Source organism: Streptomyces sp. DSM 116793 (assembly GCF_057320905.1).
The window spans coordinates 8,428,029-8,447,832 of the sequence record NZ_CM170494.1; the positions used below are offsets into that span (position 1 = coordinate 8,428,029).

General features: G+C 71.3%; 7 protein-coding genes. All 7 read left to right on the plus strand.

The annotated features are described in order from the left end of the window. Positions 1 to 867: 867 nt before the first annotated feature. A complete protein-coding gene (locus ACSMXW_RS33255) occupies positions 868 to 7,179 on the plus strand; it encodes an amino acid adenylation domain-containing protein (RefSeq protein WP_485801843.1) in 6,312 nt (2,103 codons plus the stop codon). Continuing rightward, complete coding sequence (locus tag ACSMXW_RS33260) at positions 7,179 to 10,547, plus strand: non-ribosomal peptide synthetase (RefSeq protein WP_485801844.1); 3,369 nt, start codon at positions 7,179 to 7,181, stop codon at positions 10,545 to 10,547. Before ACSMXW_RS33255 ends, ACSMXW_RS33260 begins: the two co-directional genes overlap by 1 nt. Further along, complete coding sequence (locus ACSMXW_RS33265; protein ID WP_485801846.1) at positions 10,529 to 16,723, plus strand: amino acid adenylation domain-containing protein; 6,195 nt, start codon at positions 10,529 to 10,531, stop codon at positions 16,721 to 16,723. The genes ACSMXW_RS33260 and ACSMXW_RS33265 overlap by 19 nt, the downstream gene beginning before the upstream one ends. A 56-nt stretch (positions 16,724 to 16,779) precedes the next feature. Then, the gene (locus ACSMXW_RS33270) at positions 16,780 to 16,986 is read left to right on the plus strand and encodes an MbtH family protein (protein ID WP_485801847.1); all 207 of its coding nucleotides are present in this window, start codon (positions 16,780 to 16,782) and stop codon (positions 16,984 to 16,986) included. After that, on the plus strand, positions 16,983 to 17,924 hold the full coding sequence (locus ACSMXW_RS33275) for a thioesterase II family protein (RefSeq protein ID WP_485801849.1): 942 nt from the start codon (positions 16,983 to 16,985) through the stop codon (positions 17,922 to 17,924). Before ACSMXW_RS33270 ends, ACSMXW_RS33275 begins: the two co-directional genes overlap by 4 nt. Then, the gene (locus ACSMXW_RS33280) at positions 17,921 to 18,739 is read left to right on the plus strand and encodes a thioesterase II family protein (RefSeq protein WP_485801851.1); all 819 of its coding nucleotides are present in this window, start codon (positions 17,921 to 17,923) and stop codon (positions 18,737 to 18,739) included. The genes ACSMXW_RS33275 and ACSMXW_RS33280 overlap by 4 nt, the downstream gene beginning before the upstream one ends. Positions 18,740 to 18,841: 102 nt before the next feature. After that, positions 18,842 to 19,804, plus strand: coding sequence for a TauD/TfdA family dioxygenase (locus ACSMXW_RS33285; RefSeq protein WP_485801853.1), 963 nt, complete (start codon positions 18,842 to 18,844; stop codon positions 19,802 to 19,804).

A 19,804-nucleotide genomic window follows, 5' to 3' on the forward strand; every position in this document is an offset into this window, starting at 1 on the left:
CGGCCTCGGCCTTTGGGCCGCTTCGTCACAACGGCCTTCGAGCAGCCTGGATCCTGCGTGCGGCGCCATCCCTGGACGCGCCGTGCGCCGCGTGATCAAGTCGGCCGACAGCAGCGGACCGACCCTCTGCTTCGCACCCCCGGCCACGGGCTCGGCACGAGTGCTTCCGTTCGACCGCGGAGTCCACCAGCGGCTGGTCCCAGCCGTCCTCGCCTGGACAGGCGACCCCACGGCCTGCCCGAGCGCCACCACCAGGTCGACCGGGTGGGGAAAACGGTTTCCGGCCCCGTGGAGTCAGCTATCAGGAGCCTTTTCCAAGTGAAAGACTGAAATGTGCGGCAAGCCGGGCATTTAAGGACGATAGGGTTTTTTCATTTCGGTCGATTTCAGGTGCCGGAAATTACTTGATCATCTGGTCTTTGCTTTGATTGGTGACCGTTGCATGTGTCTGACACCGGGTTAATCTGCCGAGGTGCGGTACGTGTGGATGATTTGAACCAGTCTTCTCTTGATCGGCCTCGAATTCATTCTGTTCGGGGGAGCGGCAGACATGTGAGTGGCGGGGCACGGCCGATGGATTCGATGTCCGTCGGACTCGCCCGGTATGGCAGGTAGGAGGTAGCACCTCTGCTGGCCGTTCGGCTGCCGACACCTCAATGCCGGTACGGAGCCGGCCACTTCCTCGCCGTCCTTGGCCTCGCCGCCGAGCTGGCGTGACGCATGAGATTCGACCTCTCTGATGCCCGGTGTCTCTCCGGAGGGGCAGGCCGAGTGAAAGGCGCTGCTGGCTGGAGCAGGCACAGGGAGTATGTCTGTATCGCGCGATTGTTGTTCGGTAATGCTCTTTCGCAGAGAATGGAAAATCGAATGCCCGCTGACGATCGCAGGTACCTCCCCCTGACGTCGCCGCAGGCCGCCATATGGCTTGCTCAGCATCTCGATCCGACCGGCATCGGTTACAACGTCGGGGAGTTTCTCGAAATATGTGGTCAGTTGGATCACGAGCTGTTCAGGGACGCAGTCGTCAGGGTGACGGCCGAGACCGAAGCGCTGAATGTCCGGTTCGTGGAGGACGTCAGTGGCGTACGGCAGATTCCGTGTCCAACCGCACATCTCCGCTATGAGTTCCTTGACCTCAGCAGCCGGCACGACGCACGAACGGCCGCTGAGCAGACGATGCGCGCGGCGATGGCGAAGCCCGTCGACCTGTCCACCGGGCCTGTGATCGGGCAGATCCTCTTCAAGGTCGCACCTGGGGTCCACCTGTGGTTCTACGGCTATCACCACCTGGCGTTCGACGGCGTGTCCGCACGGATTCTCGTGACGCGGGTCGCCGAGGTCTACTCCGCGCTGGTCTCCGGGGCGGATGTACCGCCCGGCTCCGCCGCACCGCTGGCGCGGATCGTCGAGGAGGACGTCGCATACCGCTCCTCGGAGGAGTACCGGCGGGACCGCGCCTACTGGACGTCCCGCCTGGCCGCGCCCCCTGAGCCGGTGGACCTCGCCGGACGGGTGGATGTCGCCCCGTCCGGTCGGGTGCTGCGTCAGAGCGGGGACCTGCCCGCCACGGCCGACGAGGCCCTGCGTGCTGCCGCCAGGCGGGCCAGGACCGCCCTGCCGGTGGCTGTGCTGGCCGCCACAGCCGCATACCTCCACCGGACCAGCGGTGAGGAGGACCTGGTCATCGGGATGCCGGTCACGGGGCGAGCCACCCAAGCCGCCCGCGGCACCATCGGGGTGTTCTCCAACGTGCTGCCGCTCCGGCTTCGCGTACAGGCCTCGACACGCGTCGACGAACTGCAACGGGCGGCGTCCCGGGCTGTCCGTGAAGCGCTGGGCCACCAGCGCTACCGGGGCGAGGACCTGCGCCGCGAAGTGGCCGACGGGCGTGGCAACGACAGGCTGTGGGGCACCGAGGTCAACATCATGTCGTTCGACTACGACAAGACCTTTGCCGGTGCCCCGGCCACGGCCCGCACCCTCGGCGTGGGGCCCGTCGACCATCTTGCGCTGAATGTGTACGACCGGCAGAACGGCGCTCCCCTCGAGGTGCAGCTCGAAGTCGACGCGGCCCGCTGTGGGGCCGACGAACTTGCGGCTCACCAACGGCGTTTCGTGGCGTTCCTGGGCCGGTTCGCCGCCGCTGGGGGCGAGACGGCGATCGGGGACCTCGAACTGCTCCACGACGGCGAGCTCACGTGGCTGCTGGAGGCCGGCCGCGGTGGCGCCGCGCCCTTCCCCTCCGACCGGTGCCTGCAGGAGCTTTTCGAGGAACAGGCCGAGCGCACGCCGGACGCGGTCGCCGTCGTGTGCGACGGCGAGGAGATCAGCTACCGGGACCTCGACTGCCTGGCCGACGCCCTCGCCGCACGACTGGCACCCCTGGCCGGGCCTGACACCCCGATAGGGATCTGCACGGAGCGCTCGATCGGCATGGTCGTCGCGGTCCTTGCGGTCCTGAAGGCCGGTGGGTGCTACGTGCCCCTCGACCCGGGACTGCCGCGCCAACGGCTTGAGTACATCGTCCGGGACGCGGGGATCGACACGGTGGTCACCCGAGAGGGCCTCGCCCCCCGGCTGCCCGACGGGGTCGGCTCGCTGGTGACCCTCGAGAGGGTGCCGCAACAGGGGGAACGGGAGGCTCCAGCCGCCCGACACATCGGACCTCACGCGGCAAGGCCGGCCAACGCCGCCTACCTCCTCTACACCTCGGGCAGCACCGGACAGCCGAAGGGCGTGGTCGTCTCCCACGCGTCGGTGGTCGACTTCGTCATGGGGCATCTCGCCCTGTGCCGTGCCGGGGCGGACGACCGGTTCCTGGGTTTCGCCGCGCTGAACTTCGACGTGTCCGTGCTGGACCTCTTCGGCTCGCTGCTGAGCGGGGCGACCCTGGTGCTTGCCACCGACGAGGAGCGCACGGACGTCGACCGGCTGCGGACACTGCTGGCGCAGCACCGGGTCACCGTGGCCGACCTGCCGCCCGCCCTGCTGCCGCTGATCGACCCGGGCGAACTGCCGGCGCTGCGCTTCCTGTCCACCGGCGGGGAAGCGCCGTCCGCGGAGGCGGTCGCCCGGTGGTCGGCGCCCGGCCGCGAGGTGTGGAACGCCTACGGTCCGACCGAAGCCGCGGTCACGGTCACCATGCACCGCTGCGGGACGCCGCCGGACGACGGGGTGCCGCCGATCGGCAGGCCGATGGCCAACCACCGGACGTATGTGGTGGACCGACGGCTCCGACTGGTGCCGCCCGGTGTCGCCGGTGAGCTGTGCGTCGCCGGTCCGGGGCTGGCTCGCGGCTATCTGGGCAGGCCGGGGCTGACCGCCGAGCGTTTCGTCCCCGACCCCTGGGCGCAGGTGCCCGGCACCCGCATGTACCGAACGGGCGACCTGGTGCGGTGGTCCCCCGTGGGCGAGCTGGAGTTCCTCGGGCGGATCGACCAGCAGGTGAAGATCAACGGCCACCGGATCGAACTCGGTGAGATCGAGGCTGTGCTGGCCCGCCACCCAGGGGTGGCGCAGGCGGCCGTCGCAGTGCACGAGGACACGGTGACCGGCAGGAGCCTGGTCGCCTACGCGGTCGGCCGGGGCGGGAGGGTACCCGACCAGGCGGACCTGGAGCGGCACCTGGCCCAGGTACTGCCCCGCTATATGGTCCCGCGGAGCTTCGTGATGCTGGACCGGCTGCCGCTGACGACGGCCGGGAAGCTCGACCGCCGGGCTCTGCCCGCACCACCGGACCCGGCACGCCCCGGTCGGGCTCCGCGGACCGAGCGGGAGCGGATCCTGTGCGGTCTGTTCGCGGACGTTCTCGGCCAGTCCGGCATCGGTGCCGACGACGGCTTCTTCGAGCGGGGCGGCGACAGCATCAGCGCGATCAGCTTCGTCAGCCGGGCCCGCGAGGCCGGCTTCGCCGTGACGCTCAGGGAGGTCTTCGAGCACCGGACGGCGGCCGCGCTGGCCGCCGTGCTGCCGGACAGGGCCGCGAGCGCGGCGGACAGCACCTCCGACGGCGACGAAGGCGAAGTGCCGCTGACGCCGATCATGCACTGGCTGCGGGAACGCGGCGGCCCCATCGGCCGCTTCAGCCAGTCCGTGCTGCTCCGGACGCCACCGGGCGCGGGACTCGGCCGGATCGCCGCCGTGCTCCAGGCACTGGTGGACCACCACGGCACGCTGCGGCTACGCACCGAGCAGACCGCCCCGGAGGGGGGCAACGGGTGGAGGTGCGAGATCCCCGCCCGCGGCTCGGTGGACGCCGCCGCCCTGGTCTCCCGGGTCGACGCGGCGGACTTCGACGAAGCCCGGATGACGCCGGCCGCCGCACGGGAACGGGAGGCCGCCGTCGGCCGGCTCGACCCGTCCCGCGGACGGATGCTCCAGGCCGTCTGGTTCGACGCGGGGCAGGAGCGGCCCGGCCGGCTCCTGCTCTGCCTGCACCATCTGGTGGTGGACGGCGTCTCGTGGCGCACCCTGCTGCCGGATCTCGCGGCGGCATGGGAAGCGGTGGAAGCCGGGCGGCCGGTGGAACTGCCCCGCCCCGGCACCTCTTTCCGCACCTGGGCGCGGCACCTCACGACCCGGGCCACGGACCCCTCGGTCGAGAGCGAACTCCCCTTGTGGCGGCGCCTGCTGACATCGAATGAGAAAACGTTTCCTCTGCGAGCCCTCGACCCGGCCGAGGACACCGCCGGCACCTCCCGGCGACTCGCTGTGACGTTGCCCGCGGAGGTCGTCGGGCCCCTGCTCTCCAGCGTGACCGCCGGGCTCGGTGCCCGCCCCGACGAAGTCCTGCTCTCCGGCCTTGCGCTCGCCCTGCACCGCTGGAAGCAGCGACGAGGCCAGAGCTGCGACTCGCTGCTGGTCGATCTGGAGGGGCACGGCCGTGGTGACGGCTCGGAAGGGCTCGACGTCTCGCGTACCGTCGGCTGGTTCACCACCCAGTACCCGGTCCGCTTCGACCTGGTGGGACTGGACTTCCACCAGGCGTGGCGGTCAGGGCCGGAGCTGGCCGGGGTGGTGGGCCGGATCGCCGGCGCCGTGCGGAGCCTGCCGGACAACGGTTCAGGCTACGGCCTGCTGCGCTACCTGAACCCCACCACGCGCCAGGAGCTGGCCGGATCGGCCGCACCGCAGATCCTCTTCAACTACCTGGGACGGTTCCCGGCCGGACAGGCCGGGGACTGGCTCCCCGTTCCGGGCGCTGAGCACCTCATGGCCGACGTCGACCCGTCCATGCCGATGGAACACGTCTTGGAGATCGATGTCCTGGTCCGCGACGACGCCGGCAGCTCCGAGCTCGACGCCGTACTGACCTGGCCTGGAGCGTTGCTGGCCGAGGCGGACGTGGCCGGGCTGGCGGAAGAGTGGACCCGGGCGCTGCGGTTGCTGTCCCGCTGGTCCGGTGGCGCTGCGCCCATCGGACCGGATCTCGGCCGCTTCCCCCTGGTGGCACTCGACCGGTCGGCCTTGGAGCACCTGGTCGCCGACCATCCCCGCATCGAGGACGTACTGCCGCTGTCCCCCCTCCAGGAAGGGCTGTACTTCCACGCGTCCCTGGACGCGACGGCCGAGGTCGACTCCTACACCGGGCAGATCCTGCTCGACCTGGAGGGCGAACTCGACGTTCCGGCCATGAGGGCCTCCTGGGAGGCACTGATACAGCGCCATTCGGCTCTCCGTGCCGGTTTCACCGACCAGGGCATGCCCGGCGCGGTGCAGTTCGTGCTACGGGAGGCCGCACCCGAGGTCGCCGTGGCGGACCTCGGCGCTCTGCCGGACGCGGAGCAGCGGGACGCCCTCGCCGGACTGCTCGCCGAGGACCGGCGGCGGCGTTTCGACCTCGCCCGTCCGCCGCTGCTGCGCCTCACCGCCGTGCACCTCGGCGCCGTCCGGCACCAGCTCATCGTCACCAACCACCACATCCTCTGGGACGGCTGGTCCACGGCCGTCCTCATCAAGGAGCTGCTCGCGCTCTACAGCGCCGTCAGGGAGGACGGCCGACCGGATGCCGCGGGACTCCCTCCAGCGCGGCCCTACCGCAGCTACCTCGCCTGGGTGGCCCAACGGGACCGAGCAGCGGACCTCACGGCCTGGCGGCAGGCTCTGTCGGGCCTGGCCGCACCGACGCTGCTGGCCGGATCCGCCGATGCGCACGGCCAGGTCGCCGGCTCCCCGCCGGAACGGCTCGTGATCGAACTCCCGGAGGAACTCACCGGCAGGCTGACCGATGCCGCCCGCTCCCAGGACCTGACCCTGAACACCATCGTCCAGGGTGCCTGGGCCGTCCTCCTGAGCCGGCTCACGGGCCGCACGGACGTGGTGTTCGGCAGCGTGGTGTCGGGACGCTCCCCCGAACTGGAAGGCGTCGGCGACATGGTGGGCCTGTTCATCAACACCCTCCCCGTCCGCTTCCGGCTCCGGCCGGACGAAACCCTGGGCCGTGCCCTGGCCCGCCTCCAGGAGGAGCAGGCGCGGCTGCTGGGCCATGAGCACCTCGGCCTGGCGGACATCCAGGAGGACACCGGGCTCGGCACGCTCTTCGACACGGTGGTGACGTTCGAGAACTACCCGATCGACCAGGACGCTGTCCGGCACTCCTCGGCAGGCCTGCGGCTGGTCGGCGTGCACGCCACGGACACCACCCACTACACGGCGAACCTGGTCGTCCTGCCCGGGACGAGGTTGCGCCTCCAACTGGACCACCGGCCGCAGGCCATGCCTCGGACCGCCGAGGAGGTGGCTGCGGCGCTGGAGCGGCTGCTGACCCTGGCAGCGGACACACCGGACGCCAGGGTGGACTCCATCGAGCTGCCCACCGCCGAGGGCCACGCGCCCGCTCCGGCCGAGGTACCGCGGGTGCCGGTTCCGGCAGCCTACGAGGCACCCGCTACGGAGACCGAGGAGCTGATCGCGGAGATATGGAAGGACGTCCTCGGCGGGGAACGCATCGGCCGCCATGACAACTTCTTCCGGTCGGGCGGCCAGTCCCTCAAGGCGGTCCGGGTCGTCTCCCGGCTGCGCGGCGCCCTCGGTCTGGAGATACCCCTGCACCTCCTCTTCCAGAGCCCCACGGTCGCCGGACTGGCCGAGGCAGTCGAGGCGGCACTGCTGGCCGAGCTGACCCAACACGCCCCCGAGCACCCCCATCTCACGGCTTCCGACCACGAGGGAAACTCCTGATGAACACCCTCAGCCCCCACGACCCCCCACCGGAGAGCGGCCCTTTTGGGCAGGATCCGGCCGCCGCGGTCCGCGAGCTGCTGCGCCGGCGCGTCCGCGCTGCCCGAAGCCTGGACGCGGCCGGTGACCGCTCCGCCGTCGGCCGCAGGCCGCCCGGACCGGCCGAGGCCTCCTTCGCACAGGAGCGCCTGTGGCTGGTCGACCGGATGCTCGGCGGCGCGCCGGGATACGCCGTGCCCGAGGTTCTGCGGCTGCGCGGACCGCTGGACACCGCCCTGCTGTCCCGCTGCCTGACCGCACTGGTACGCAGGCATCACCCGCTGCGCACTGTCTTCCACGAGCGTGACGGGCGCCCCTCGCCGGTCCGGATGCCGGCGGCCGACGTGCCGCTGCCGCTGGTGGACCTGCGTTCCCTGACCGCGGACCAAAGGATTCGGCGCGCCCGGGAAATCGCCCGTGAGGAGGCCTGGAAGCCCTTCGACCTCAGTGCCGGGCCCCTGCTGCGCGCCCTGCTGCTGCGGGTCGACGAGGACGATCACCTGCTGGTCCTCGTCGTCCACCACATCGCCACTGACGGCTGGTCGATGTCGCTGCTGTGGAACGAGCTCGGTCGGAGTTACAGCGCCGCGGTCGACGGCGCACCGCAGGCATGGCCCGAACTGCCCGTCACGTACGAGGACTACGCGTACTGGCAGCGCGAGCGCCTCTCCCGCGGCGAGATGGACGCGCGGTCGGAGTACTGGCTGAAGCGCCTCGCAGGTCTGTCGCCCCTGGAACTGCCGGCCGACCGGTCGCGCCCGAGCGCCCGCACCGGTCGGGGGCACACGGTGGAGTGCACCGTGCCGGCCGACGTGACACAGCGGCTGCGCGCACTCGCCGAGCGGCACAGCGCGACGATGTTCATGGTGTTGCTGGCCGGTTTTCAGGAACTGCTCGCCCGTTGCAGCGGCCGGACCGACATCGCCGTGGGGACACCGGTCGCCGGCCGCAGCCACCCGGAGCTCGAGCAGTTGGTCGGATTCTTCGTCAACACGCTCGTCCTCCGCGGCGACCTCCGTGGCGATCCGTCCTTCGACGACATCGTGGAGCAGGTGCGCGAAGCCACGCTCGCGGCCTACGAGAACCAGGAGGTGCCGTTCGACCGCCTGGTGTCGCGGTTGAGTCCCGAACGGGTGGTGGACCGCAACCCCCTGGTCCAGGTGATGTTCGTGGAGGCGAGCGACGAGACGGCCGGCTTCCGCCTGCCCGGTGTCTCGGTCGAGCCGGTCGCGATCGACTTCGGCGGGGCACTGTTCGACGTCAGCGTCTTCGTCACCGTCACCGAGGACGGTGTCGCCTGCCGCCTCACCGTGGACGCCGACCAGTTCGAGGAGGAGACCGCGCGCCGCCTCGGCCGCCTGTACGTGACGCTTCTTCAGGCCGTCGCAGCTGACCCCGGACGCTCGCTTTCCACCGTCGATCTTGTCGACCAGGGACAGTGGAGGCAGTGGACCGGCATCGCCTCGACCGTGGACCACCGGCCTCCGGGGACGCTGCCCGCTCTGTTCGGTGCACAGGTGCGCCGCACTCCGGACGCCGTGGCGGTGGTCAGCGGGACGACCGAGCTGACCTACGCCGAGCTGGATAAGCTCTCGGACCGCCTGGCCGCCCGGCTCGCCGCCGTCGGCGTGGGCCGCGAAAGCCCGGTGGGCCTGCTCATGGAACGCTCGGCGGACCTCGTCGTGGCGATCCTGGCGGTCCTCAAGGCCGGCGGCGCCTACGTGCCCCTCAACGACCGTTTCCCCGCCGGGCGCCTGCGCGCCGTCCTCACGCAGAGCCGGGCCGTCGCACTGCTCGCCGACACGTCCCTGCTCGGGCACGAACTGGTCGCGGAACCGCCCGTCCCGGTGCTGCCCGTGGGTGCGCCGGCCGATCCCGGCACGCCGGGACTCCAGGACGCCGCCCCTGGGGTGCGCACGCATCCGGATCAGGCCGCGTACGTGATGTACACCTCCGGGTCGACCGGTGCGCCCAAGGGCATCGTGGTGACCCACGCCAATGTCGTGGCCCTGGCGCTGGATCCCCGCTGGGCTTCCCGGCACCGCCGGGTGTTGATGCACGCGCCGCACTCCTTCGACGCCTCGACCTACGAGCTGTGGGTGCCGCTGCTCTCCGGCGGACAGGTGATCGTGGCTCCGCCCGGGCACCTGGAGCCGGAGGTGCTGCGGCAGTTGCTCGACCGGCACCGGGTGAGCTCGGGGTTCCTGACCGCCACGCTCTTCAACCTGCTGGTCGAGGAGAGCCCGGAGCTGCTGGCCCGCATGGAGGAAGTACTGACCGGCGGTGAAGCCGGATCACCCGCATCGTTCCGCCGCGCTCTGGAGCTGTGTCCGTCCACCGTGATCACCAACGCCTACGGTCCGACGGAGACCACCACCTTCGTCGCCTTGCACCCGCTGCGCTCCGGCGCACCGATCGGTGCCCGGGTTCCGATCGGCAGGAGACTGGCCGGCACGCGGCTGTACGTCCTGGACCACCGGCTGCGCCCGGCACCGGTGGGCGGCGTGGGCGAGCTCTACATCGGGGGAACCCATGTGGCCCGGGGCTATGTCGGCCGGCCGGCCCTGACGGCGGAGCGGTTCGTGGCGGACCCGTTCGACTCGGCGGGCGCCCGCATGTACCGGACCGGTGATCGGGTCAGGTGGCGTGGGGACGGCACGCTGGAGTATCTGAACCGCGCGGACGACCAGGTGAAGCTCCGCGGCTTCCGGATCGAGCTCGGCGAGATCGAGGCGGAGCTCGCCCGCTGCCCGGAGGTGGGCAGGGCCGCCGTGGTGATCCGCGAGGACGTCCCGGGCGAGCGGCGACTGGTCGGCTACGCGGTGCCCACGGCGGGTGTCGCCGTGGACCCCACCGCGCTCAAGCGGGCGTTGGCAGAGGTACTGCCCGACTACATGGTGCCGACCGCGATCGTGGTGGTCGAGGGGCTGCCGCTGACCCCCAACGGGAAGCTGGACCGCCCGGCGCTGCCGGCTCCCGGTGGCCCGGCCCGGCCGGCCGGCCGGGCTCCGGGCACTCCCCGGGAGGAGCTTCTGTCCGGCCTCTTCGCCGAGGTGCTCGGCGTCTCCGCGCCCGGGGCCGACGACGGGTTCTTCGATCTGGGCGGGGACTCCATCACCGCCATCCAGCTCGTCGCCCGCGCACGTAAGGCCGGGCTGGTGCTGACGCCCAAGGACGTGTTCCTGCACCAGACCGTGGCCGCGCTTGCCGAGGCGGCAGACGACGCGGAGCCGGTGTCCCCGGCTCCGCTCCGACCGGCGGAGCCCCTGCTGGCGCTGGATCAGGACGAGCTGGCCGACCTCGAGGCCGAATGGGAGACAACCAAGTGACGAGCCCGGCGATTGAGGCTGTCCTTCCCCTGGCGCCCCTCCAGGCGGGCATGCTGTTCCATGCCTCGTACGCGGGAAGCGGCGTGGACGTCTATGTGATGCAGACCCCCGTCGAGCTGGAGGGCCCGCTGCGGGTGGCCGGTCTGAGGGCGGCCGCGCAAGCGCTTCTGGAGCGGCATACCGCCCTGCGCGCCGGCTTCCTCGCACGGAAGAACGGCACGACCGTGCAGGCCATCGCCCGGCAGGTCCGAGTGCCGTGGACCGAGGTCGACCTGGCGGGCCTCGCTCCCGAGGCGCAGCAGGCGGAACTCGACGCGCTGCTGGAGCGTGACCTGGCCCGCCGGTTCGACCTGTCCACACCGCCCCTGGTGCGGTTCACCCTGGTGCGGTTGGCGGACGAGCGGCATGTGCTGGTGTTCACCAACCACCACATCCTGCTCGACGGCTGGTCACTGCCGCTCGTCCTGAGGGATCTGTTCGAGCTGTACGAGCATGCCGCCGATACCTCGGTGCTTCCGTCCCCGCCGCCCCCGTTGCGGGACTACCTGGCGTGGCTGGCCACCCGTGACCGCAGCAGGGCGGAGGACACCTGGCGGCAGGCGTTGACCGGACTGGACGGCCCCACCCTGATCGCCACGGGCGACGCCGGCCGGGAGCCGCTCCAGCCGCGCTGGGTACCGGTGGATCTCTCCGAGGGCACCACGGCGGAACTGACCGGCCTCGCAAGGGCCCGGGGGCTGACGCTGAACACCGTGGTGCAGGGCGCGTGGGCGCTGCTGGTCGCCCAGTTGACCGGTCGCCAGGACGTCGTGTTCGGGGCGACCGTCTCGGGCCGGCCCCCGGAGCTCGCCGGTGCGGAGGACATGGTCGGCCTGTTCATCAACACGGTCCCGGTGCGTGTCCGGCTGCACCCGGCCGAGCCGTTCGACCGTCTGCTCGCCCGGATCCAGCACGAGCAGTCGGAGCTCGGCGAGTACCAGCACCTGCCGCTGGCGGACATCCAGCGGCTGGCCGGCCTGGGTGAGCTGTTCGACACCGCCCTCGTCTTCGAGAACGCCCCCATCGGCCCCGGTGCGTTCGACCGCCCGGTCGGTGGGCTCCGGGTCACACTGCGGCACGGCGAAACGACGACAGGGGCCATGCACTACCCGCTCAGCCTGCTGGCCGTCCCCGGCGACCGGCTCCGGCTGGACCTGAACTACCGTCCCGACGTGCTGGACCGGAAGGCGGCCGAACGGATCGCGGCTCGGCTGCGGCTCCTCCTGGAGGCCGTCGCCGCCGAGCCCGGGGGGCTCACCGGACGGATCGACTGTCTCACCCCCCAGGAGCGCCGGCAGGTGCTCGTGGAGTGGAACGACACGGCGCGGCCCGAGACCCGGAACTGGCCGGATGACACCGTGCCGGCGCTGTTCGCCCGGCAGTCGGCACGCACCCCGCACGCCACCGCGCTGGTCTTCGAGGGCCGCGCCATGAGCTATGCCGAGCTGGACAGCCGGGCCACCCGGTTGGCCCGGGCGCTGGCGGCCAGGGGAGCAGGGCCCTCCCGGCTTGTGGCGGTCCGGCTGCCGCGCTCCCTGGAACTGCTGGTCGCCCTTTGTGCGGTGCACAAGGCCGGTGCCGCCTACCTGCCGATCGATCCGGACCTGCCGGCGGACCGCGCGCAGTTCATGCTGGAGGACTCCGATCCCGTCCTCGTCATCACTGCCGACACCTACCGGGAGCTGAGTGCGGAGCCGGCCGACGGCGTGGATCTGCCGTCCCTCGCGGCCCTGGACCCTCGCCATCCCGCGTACGTGATCTACACCTCCGGCTCCACGGGCCGGCCCAAAGGGGTCCTTGTGCCGCACGCCGGCGTGGTGAACCACCTGCGGTGGAAGCAGTCGGAGTATCCCCTCGGCCCGGGCGACCGGGTGTTGCAGAAGACGCCCATCACCTTCGACGTCTCCGTGTGGGAGCTCTTCTGGCCTCTGACGGTGGGCGCCGCCCTGGTGATCGCCAGGCCCGAAGGCCACAAGGACCCCGCGTACCTGGCCCGTCTGATCCAGCAGGAGGGAGTGACGCTCGCCCACTTCGTGCCCTCCATGCTGGAGTCCTTCCTGCTGCTGCCGGAGGCCGCCGAGTGCACCGGGCTGCGCAGGGTCATCTGCAGTGGCGAGGCGCTGTCGCAGGGCCTCGCGGACCGTTTCCACACGGTGCTCGATGCCGAGCTGCACAACCTCTACGGTCCCACCGAGGCCTCGGTCGAGGTGACCAACTGGCAGTCCCGGCCGGGCACGGGGGAGCTGTCGGTGCCGATCGGGCGACCCATCGCCAACACCCGGGTCTACGTGCTCGACGCGGGACTCCGCCCGGTGCCGGCCGGAACCCCCGGGGACCTCTACCTCGCCGGCGTCCCGTTGGCACTCGGCTACCAGCGGCGACCCGGGCTGACCGCGGACCGCTTCGTGGCCGACCCCTTCGGTCCGTCCGGCGCACGGATGTACCGCACCGGTGACATGGTGCGCTGGACCGCCGACGGTGCGCTGGTCTTCCTCGGCCGCGCGGATGACCAGGTGAAGATCCGCGGCTTCCGCATCGAGCTGGGCGAGATCGAAGCCCGGCTTCTGGAGCATCCCGATGTTGTCCGTGCGGCCGTTGTGGCCCGCGAGGACCAGCCCGGGATCAGGCGGCTGGTCGCCTACCTGGTGGCGGCCGACGGCTGGCAGCGGGAGGCGCTACGGAGTCACCTTGCGGCCGAGTTGCCTGAACACATGGTTCCGGCGGCCTTCGTGCGCATTCCGGAGCTGCCGCTGACCACCAGCGGAAAGCTGGACCGCAGGGCCTTGCCCGCGCCGGAGTTCACCGCGACGGCGGAGGGCCGACCGCCCGCGAGCGCCCGCGAGGAGACGCTGTGCGACCTCTTCGCCGAGGTACTGGGCGTGGACCGGCTCGGACCCGACGACGGCTTCTTCGCCCTCGGCGGGGACTCCATCCTCTCCATCCAACTCGTCACCCGTGCGCGCAAGGCGGGGATCGACTTCACTCCTCGTGACGTCTTCCGCCACCAGACCCCGGCCGCTCTCGCCGCGCTGACCCGGGAAGCCGCAGCACCGGGAGCCGAACCGGCCGACGCGGGAATCGGCACCTTCGCGCCCACCCCGATCATGCACTGGCTGCGGGAACACGGCAGCTCCGTGGCGGGCTTCAACCAGTCAGTCCTCGTCCGGACGCCGGCCGACGCCGAGCTTCCCCGGATCACCGCGATCCTCCAGGCGCTGCTGGACCGGCACGACGCACTGCGCATGCGGCTGGTCGTCGACACCGCAGGCGCCTGGTCGCTGGAGGTGCCGCCGCGCGGCACGGTGCCGGCTGCCGATTGCCTCGTCCGGGCGGACGCCTCAGCGTTCGACGACGGTCCGCCGCGCGACCTGGTCGCCGAGCATGCCCGCCGCACGCAGCGCCAGCTCGCCCCGCACAGCGGCGCGATGATCAGGGCGGTCTGGTTCGACGGCGGGGGCAGGCCCGGACGGCTGCTCCTGATGATCCACCACCTGGCCGTGGACGGCGTGTCCTGGCGCATCCTGCTGTCGGATCTGGAGGCCGCCTGGAATGACACGGCCCGTGGCGCGCCGCCTGACCTCGCACCGGTGCCGACCTCCCTGCGCACGTGGTCGACGCGGCTCGACGAGGCCGCCCACGAGCCCCGGCGTACGGCGGAGCTGCGGCTGTGGGCCGACATGCTCGCGACCCCGGACGAGCCACTGACCGCACGCCCGCTGGACCCTGAACGAGACGTCCACGCCACTGGCCGGGAGCTCACGCTGGCGCTCCCCGCCCAGTACACCCGGCCCTTGCTCTCGACGGTGCCCGAGGTCCTCAAGGCCGACGTCAACTCCGTTCTGCTCACGGCCCTGGCCCTGGCGCTGGTGCGCTGGCGCCGTGAGCGCGGCCGCGGGTCGAGGACCGACGTACTCCTGGACGTGGAGGGCCACGGCAGGGAGGAGGACGCTGTGCAGGCCGACCTGTCGCGTACGGTCGGCTGGTTCACCAGCCTGTACCCGGTGCGACTGGATCCCGGACCGGTCGACTGGAACTCGGCGGCTCAGGGCGGTCCCGACATCGGCCGGGCGCTGCACGCGGTCAGGGACCAGGTGCAGGCACTGCCCGACCGAGGTCTTGGGTACGGGCTGCTGCGCTACCTCAACGGTGACACCACACGGGAGTTGTCAGGTCGTGCGCGCCCCCAGATCTGCTTCAACTACCTGGGGCGTTACTCCGGCGAGGAGGGAGCGAACTGGTCCATCGTGCCCGACACGGCCCTTCCGGTCGCGGACGCCGCGATGCCGCTCTCGCACGCCGTGTCCGTCAACGCGGCGACCCTGGACCGGCCGGACGGCCCCCGGCTGCTCGCCACGTGGTCCTGGGGTGCCGAACTGCTCGACGAGTCGGAGGTGAGGTCCCTGGCCAAGACGTGGTTCACCGCGCTGCGGGCACTGGTGGCACACGCCTCCGCGGGCGGGGACCGCCTCGTGACCCCTTCCGGAACTGCCCTCGGCTCGCTGGCGCAGGGCAGTGACCTCGGCCGCGAAGAACTGCTCGCGCTTCAGCACCGTTGGTCACGAGAGGGCTTGGCGGACGTGCTGCCGCTCACACCGCTGCAGGAAGGACTGCTGTACCACTCCCTTTACGACGACGGCGGGACCGACGTCTACAACGTGCAGCTCACCTTGGAGCTGGAGGGTGTCCTCCATCCGAAGACGCTCGAAGAGGCGTGCCGGCGTCTGGTGGCACGGCATGGCCAGCTGAGGACCGTCTACGGCCAACTGCCCTCCGGGCGGCCGTTCCAGGCCGTCCTCCGTCAGGTGCCTCTGGACTGGGCCGAGGCACACCTGACCGGCATGGACGGCGCACGCCAGGGGGCGGAGCTGGAGGCGTTGCTGGAACGCGACCGCGCCCGCGGGTTCGACCTGACCGAGCCGCCACTGGTGCGCTGCACCCTTGTGCGGCTGGGGGAGGACCGGCATGCGCTCGTCTTCACGACCCATCACATCGTGCTCGACGGCTGGTCGCTGCCGCTGGTCATACGCGACCTCTTCACGCTCTACGCCGATCCCGACGCAGCCGCGGAGCTGCCACCGCCGCCCCCCTTCCGTGACTATCTGGCCTGGTTGGCCACCCAGGACCGTTCCCAGGCCGAGCAGGTCTGGCGGGAGGTCCTCGCCGGGCTGGACGGGCCGACCCTCCTCGCCCCGGGCGCGCAGGCGGTGCCGATCAGCAGCCTGCCGCACCAGGTGACCGTGGAACTGCCCGAAGAGCAGACCGCGGCTCTCGTCACAGCCGCACGCCGGCGGGGGCTGACCCTGAACACGGTCGTGCAGGGGGCCTGGGCGCTGCTGCTGGCTCAGCTGACGGGCAGGCAGGACGTGGTGTTCGGCGCGATCGTCTCGGGCCGGCCCCCGGAGCTCACCGGCATGGAGGACATGGTCGGGCTGCTGATCAACACAGTACCGGTGCGCATCCGGCTGGACCCGGACGAGCCACTGGAGCAACTGCTGGCCCGGATCCAGGAGGACCAGGCGACCGTCATGCCCCACCAGCACCTCGGGCTGCCAGACATCCAGCGGTTGGCCGGTGGCCGTGAGCTGTTCGACACCATCCTGACGTTCGAGAACTACCCGGAGGGCGCCACCGCGACCGAGCTCGCACCGGATCTGCGGCTCACCCGGTTCCGGGGCGCGGACGCCTACCACTGCCCGGTCAGCCTGACGGCGGTTCCCGACCGGAGTCTGCTGCTGCGGCTCGGCTGCCGCCCGGACCTGATCGACCCGGCCGCGGCCCGCCGGTGGGTTAGCGCCCTGCGGGACCTGCTGGCTCGGTTCGCCGCGGACCCTCTGAGCCCGGTGGGCCACGTCGGCACCGCGCTCCGGACGGACGCGGACAGGGCCGTCACCTCCGGCGCGGCGTACACAGATCTGCTGCGCCCCCTGTTCGCCGATGCCCTGGGCACGGACGAAGTGTCCGCGCACGATGACTTCTTCGCGCTCGGCGGGGACTCCCTCGCGGCGTTGAGACTGGTCGGCCGGCTACGGGCCACCCTGCAGGCCACCGTGGACGTCCGCACGGTGTTCGAGTCACCCACACCCGCGGCCCTGGGGGCGCGCCTGGCCGGGCGCGACACCGGGCGACCGCGCTCCTGAACCGCCCTCACCACGTCCTACACCCCACGTCCCACACCCCTTCAGAGAGGACAGCCATGAGCAACCCCTTCGACGACGCGGACGGCACCTTCCTCGTGCTGGTCAACGAGGAGCAGCAGCACTCGCTGTGGCCCGCCTTCGCCGAGGTGCCGGCCGGGTGGACGGTCGTCCATCCGGAGAGCAGCAAGCAGGACTGCCTGGACTACGTCGAGCGGAACTGGACCGACCTGCGGCCCAAGAGCGTCGTCGAGAGCACGGGATGACGGGCGACGCGGTCGGCGCCGGGACGGGCCCTGGAACGCCGGGGCGGCCGAGCGGTGCGGTCCAGGCGATCGCGGCCGGTCCGTGGTTGCGGCGCTACCCGGCCCCGGCCGCCAAGGCACGGCTGGTGTGCTTCCCGCACGCCGGCGGGACCGCCGGCACCTACCACTGCTTTGCACCCTGGGTCCCCCCGGAGATCGAGATGCTTGCCGTGCAGTACCCCGGCAGACAGGAACGCCTGGAGGACTCTCCGGCCGAGAGCCTGGAAGACCTCGCGGACCAGGTGACTCAGGCCCTCACCCCCTTCCGCGACCGGCCTCTTGCCCTCTTCGGACACAGCATGGGCTCCTCGGTCGCCTATGAGGTGGCCCGGCGCCTGGAGGCGCGACACCGACGACTGCTGGTACGGCTGTTCGTCTCCAGCCACCAGGCGCCGCGGACGGGCCCGGCCGGCACCCTTCACCTGCAGGACGACGAGGCGCTGGTCGCCGCCACACGCAGACTGGGGAGCTCCGGCCCGGCCGTGTACGACGATCCGGAGCTGCGTCCCTTGGTTCTGCCGTCACTGCGTGCCGACTACCGACTGGTCGACACCTACCGCCCGGATCGGCTTCAGCCGTTGCGTGTGCCGATCACGGCCTTGGGGGGAGACCACGACCCCGGGTGCGCCCCGGCGCAGTTGTGGTCGTGGCAGCGGGCCACGACGGCGGGGCTCACCGTGGAGGTACTCCCGGGCAACCACTTCTACCTCATCCCAAGAGCCGCCGACGTAGTCCGCCGGATCAGTGCCGGCATCGTGTCCGGGCTCGGCCCCGCGGACCCGGCTGCCGCCGGGCGCCACCGGCCGCCAACCGAACGGAGAACTGTGACCGACCACCCCCTGCCGACCCCCGCGTGTTCCACCTCGGTCCCCCCGACCGGCGAGCGGAGCGCCTCGTGAACAGCACTCCCATGTACGGTCGGGCTTCGATCGGCGACGACCCCCCGACAGCCGCCGACGATATCGTCTGGACGCTGGACGGCGACCCGGCCCGCCACGGCATCTCCCTGCTGGTCCTGCCACACGCGGGCGGCAACGCCCACACCTACACCGAATGGCGCGAGGGGCTGCCCGACCATGTGCGCCTGCTCGTCGGCCAGTACCCGGGGCGGGGCGCCCGGTTCAGCGAACCGCTGCCGCGCAGCATCGGAGAACTCGCCGCACCGGTGATCGCAAGCCTGCCGCCGGACACCGGCGATCTGGTGGTGCTGGGACACAGTATGGGATCCCTTGTCGCTTTCGAGGTCGCCCTGGTCCTGACCGAGCAGGGACGGCCACCGAAGGCCCTGATCGTCTCGGCGTGTCGCGCACCGTTCCTGCGCAACCCCGCGCCCGTCCACCCGGAGCGGCTGGCCGACGACGAGCTTGTCGCGGCCGTCAAAGCGCGCGGCGGCACCGACAACGCGATCCTCGACGAGCCTGAACTCCGCGAACTCCTCCTCCCCTCCCTCCGGGCCGACTTCGCTGTCGACGACGCCTACCGGTTCACCGGCGCCATGCCGGCCCTGCGCTGCCCGGTCACCGCGATCGGAGGCTCCGCTGACCCCGTCGTCCCCGGTGATGCGCTCTCCCGCTGGTCCGAGACGACCGACGGCCCGGCGTCGGCGACCCTGCTGCCAGGGGAGCACTTCTACTTCCAAGAGCAACTCGGAGCCTTCCTCGCCCTCGTCACCTCGGTGATCGAGGACGCTGCGCCACGGCCCGAATGCGCCTGACCGACCAACCCACTGCCAGGAGAGACGACCATGCCAGGAGCCGGCACCGTGCTGCCACCGACTGATCCGCACATCTCCCGGGAGACCGGTAAACCCCCCATCATGCATGTTCCAGGCCTCAAGGACGCCGAGCGGGCCGCCAAGTGGCTGACCGCACAGGCGGTTCCGATCAAGGAGGAACTGCTCCGCTCAGGATGCCTCATGATCCGCGGCCTCCCCATGGCCGACGCCGGGGACTTCGCCATGCTGCGTGACGTGCTCCTGCCCCAGCGGGCCGCGTACAAGGAGAAGGCCACCCCCCGTACCGACTTCGGCGAGGGCGTCTACTCGTCCACCGACCTCCCCGCCGTCCAGCCGATCAGGCTGCACAACGAGAACAGCTACACGCTGGACTTCCCGGGCATCCTGCTGTTCGGATGTGTGACCGCTCCGGAAGAGGGCGGCGCGACCACGGTCGGCGACATGCGTGCGGCACTCGGCATGATTCCGCCCGCGCTACGCGCGCGTTTCGAAGCGGCCGGCTGGCTGCTGGTGCGCACCTACTCGGAGCTGGCGGGCCTGCCCTGGAACAAGAGCTTCGCCACCGACGACCCGGAGGCGGTGGAGGCGTACTGCCGGGACAACACGATCGGCCACGAATGGCTCGCCGGCGGCTCGCTGCGCACCCGCCAGCGCAGGTCCGCCATCATCACCCACCCGGTCACCGGCGAGCAGGTGTGGTTCAACCACTTCACGTTCTGGAACAGCTGGACCCTGGACGCCGACGTGCGTGACGTGCTCCTGGAGACCTATGGCGAGGACGGACTGCCTTTCGACACCTACGTGGGGGACGGTTCCCGCCTGACCAAGGAGGAGGTCGAGTCGCTGGACCGGGTCTACTCCCAAGTCACGCTGCGCGAGTCCTGGCAGCCCGGTGACCTCATGCTGGTGGACAACATCCTGTGCGCACACGGCCGGGAGCCGTTCCGCGGCGATCGAAAGATCTTGGTGGCCATGGGTGATCCGGTAGCGCTCGGCGACTGCCGTCCGGTGACCGCCCCCGCCACGACGGCCTGCGGGGAGTGA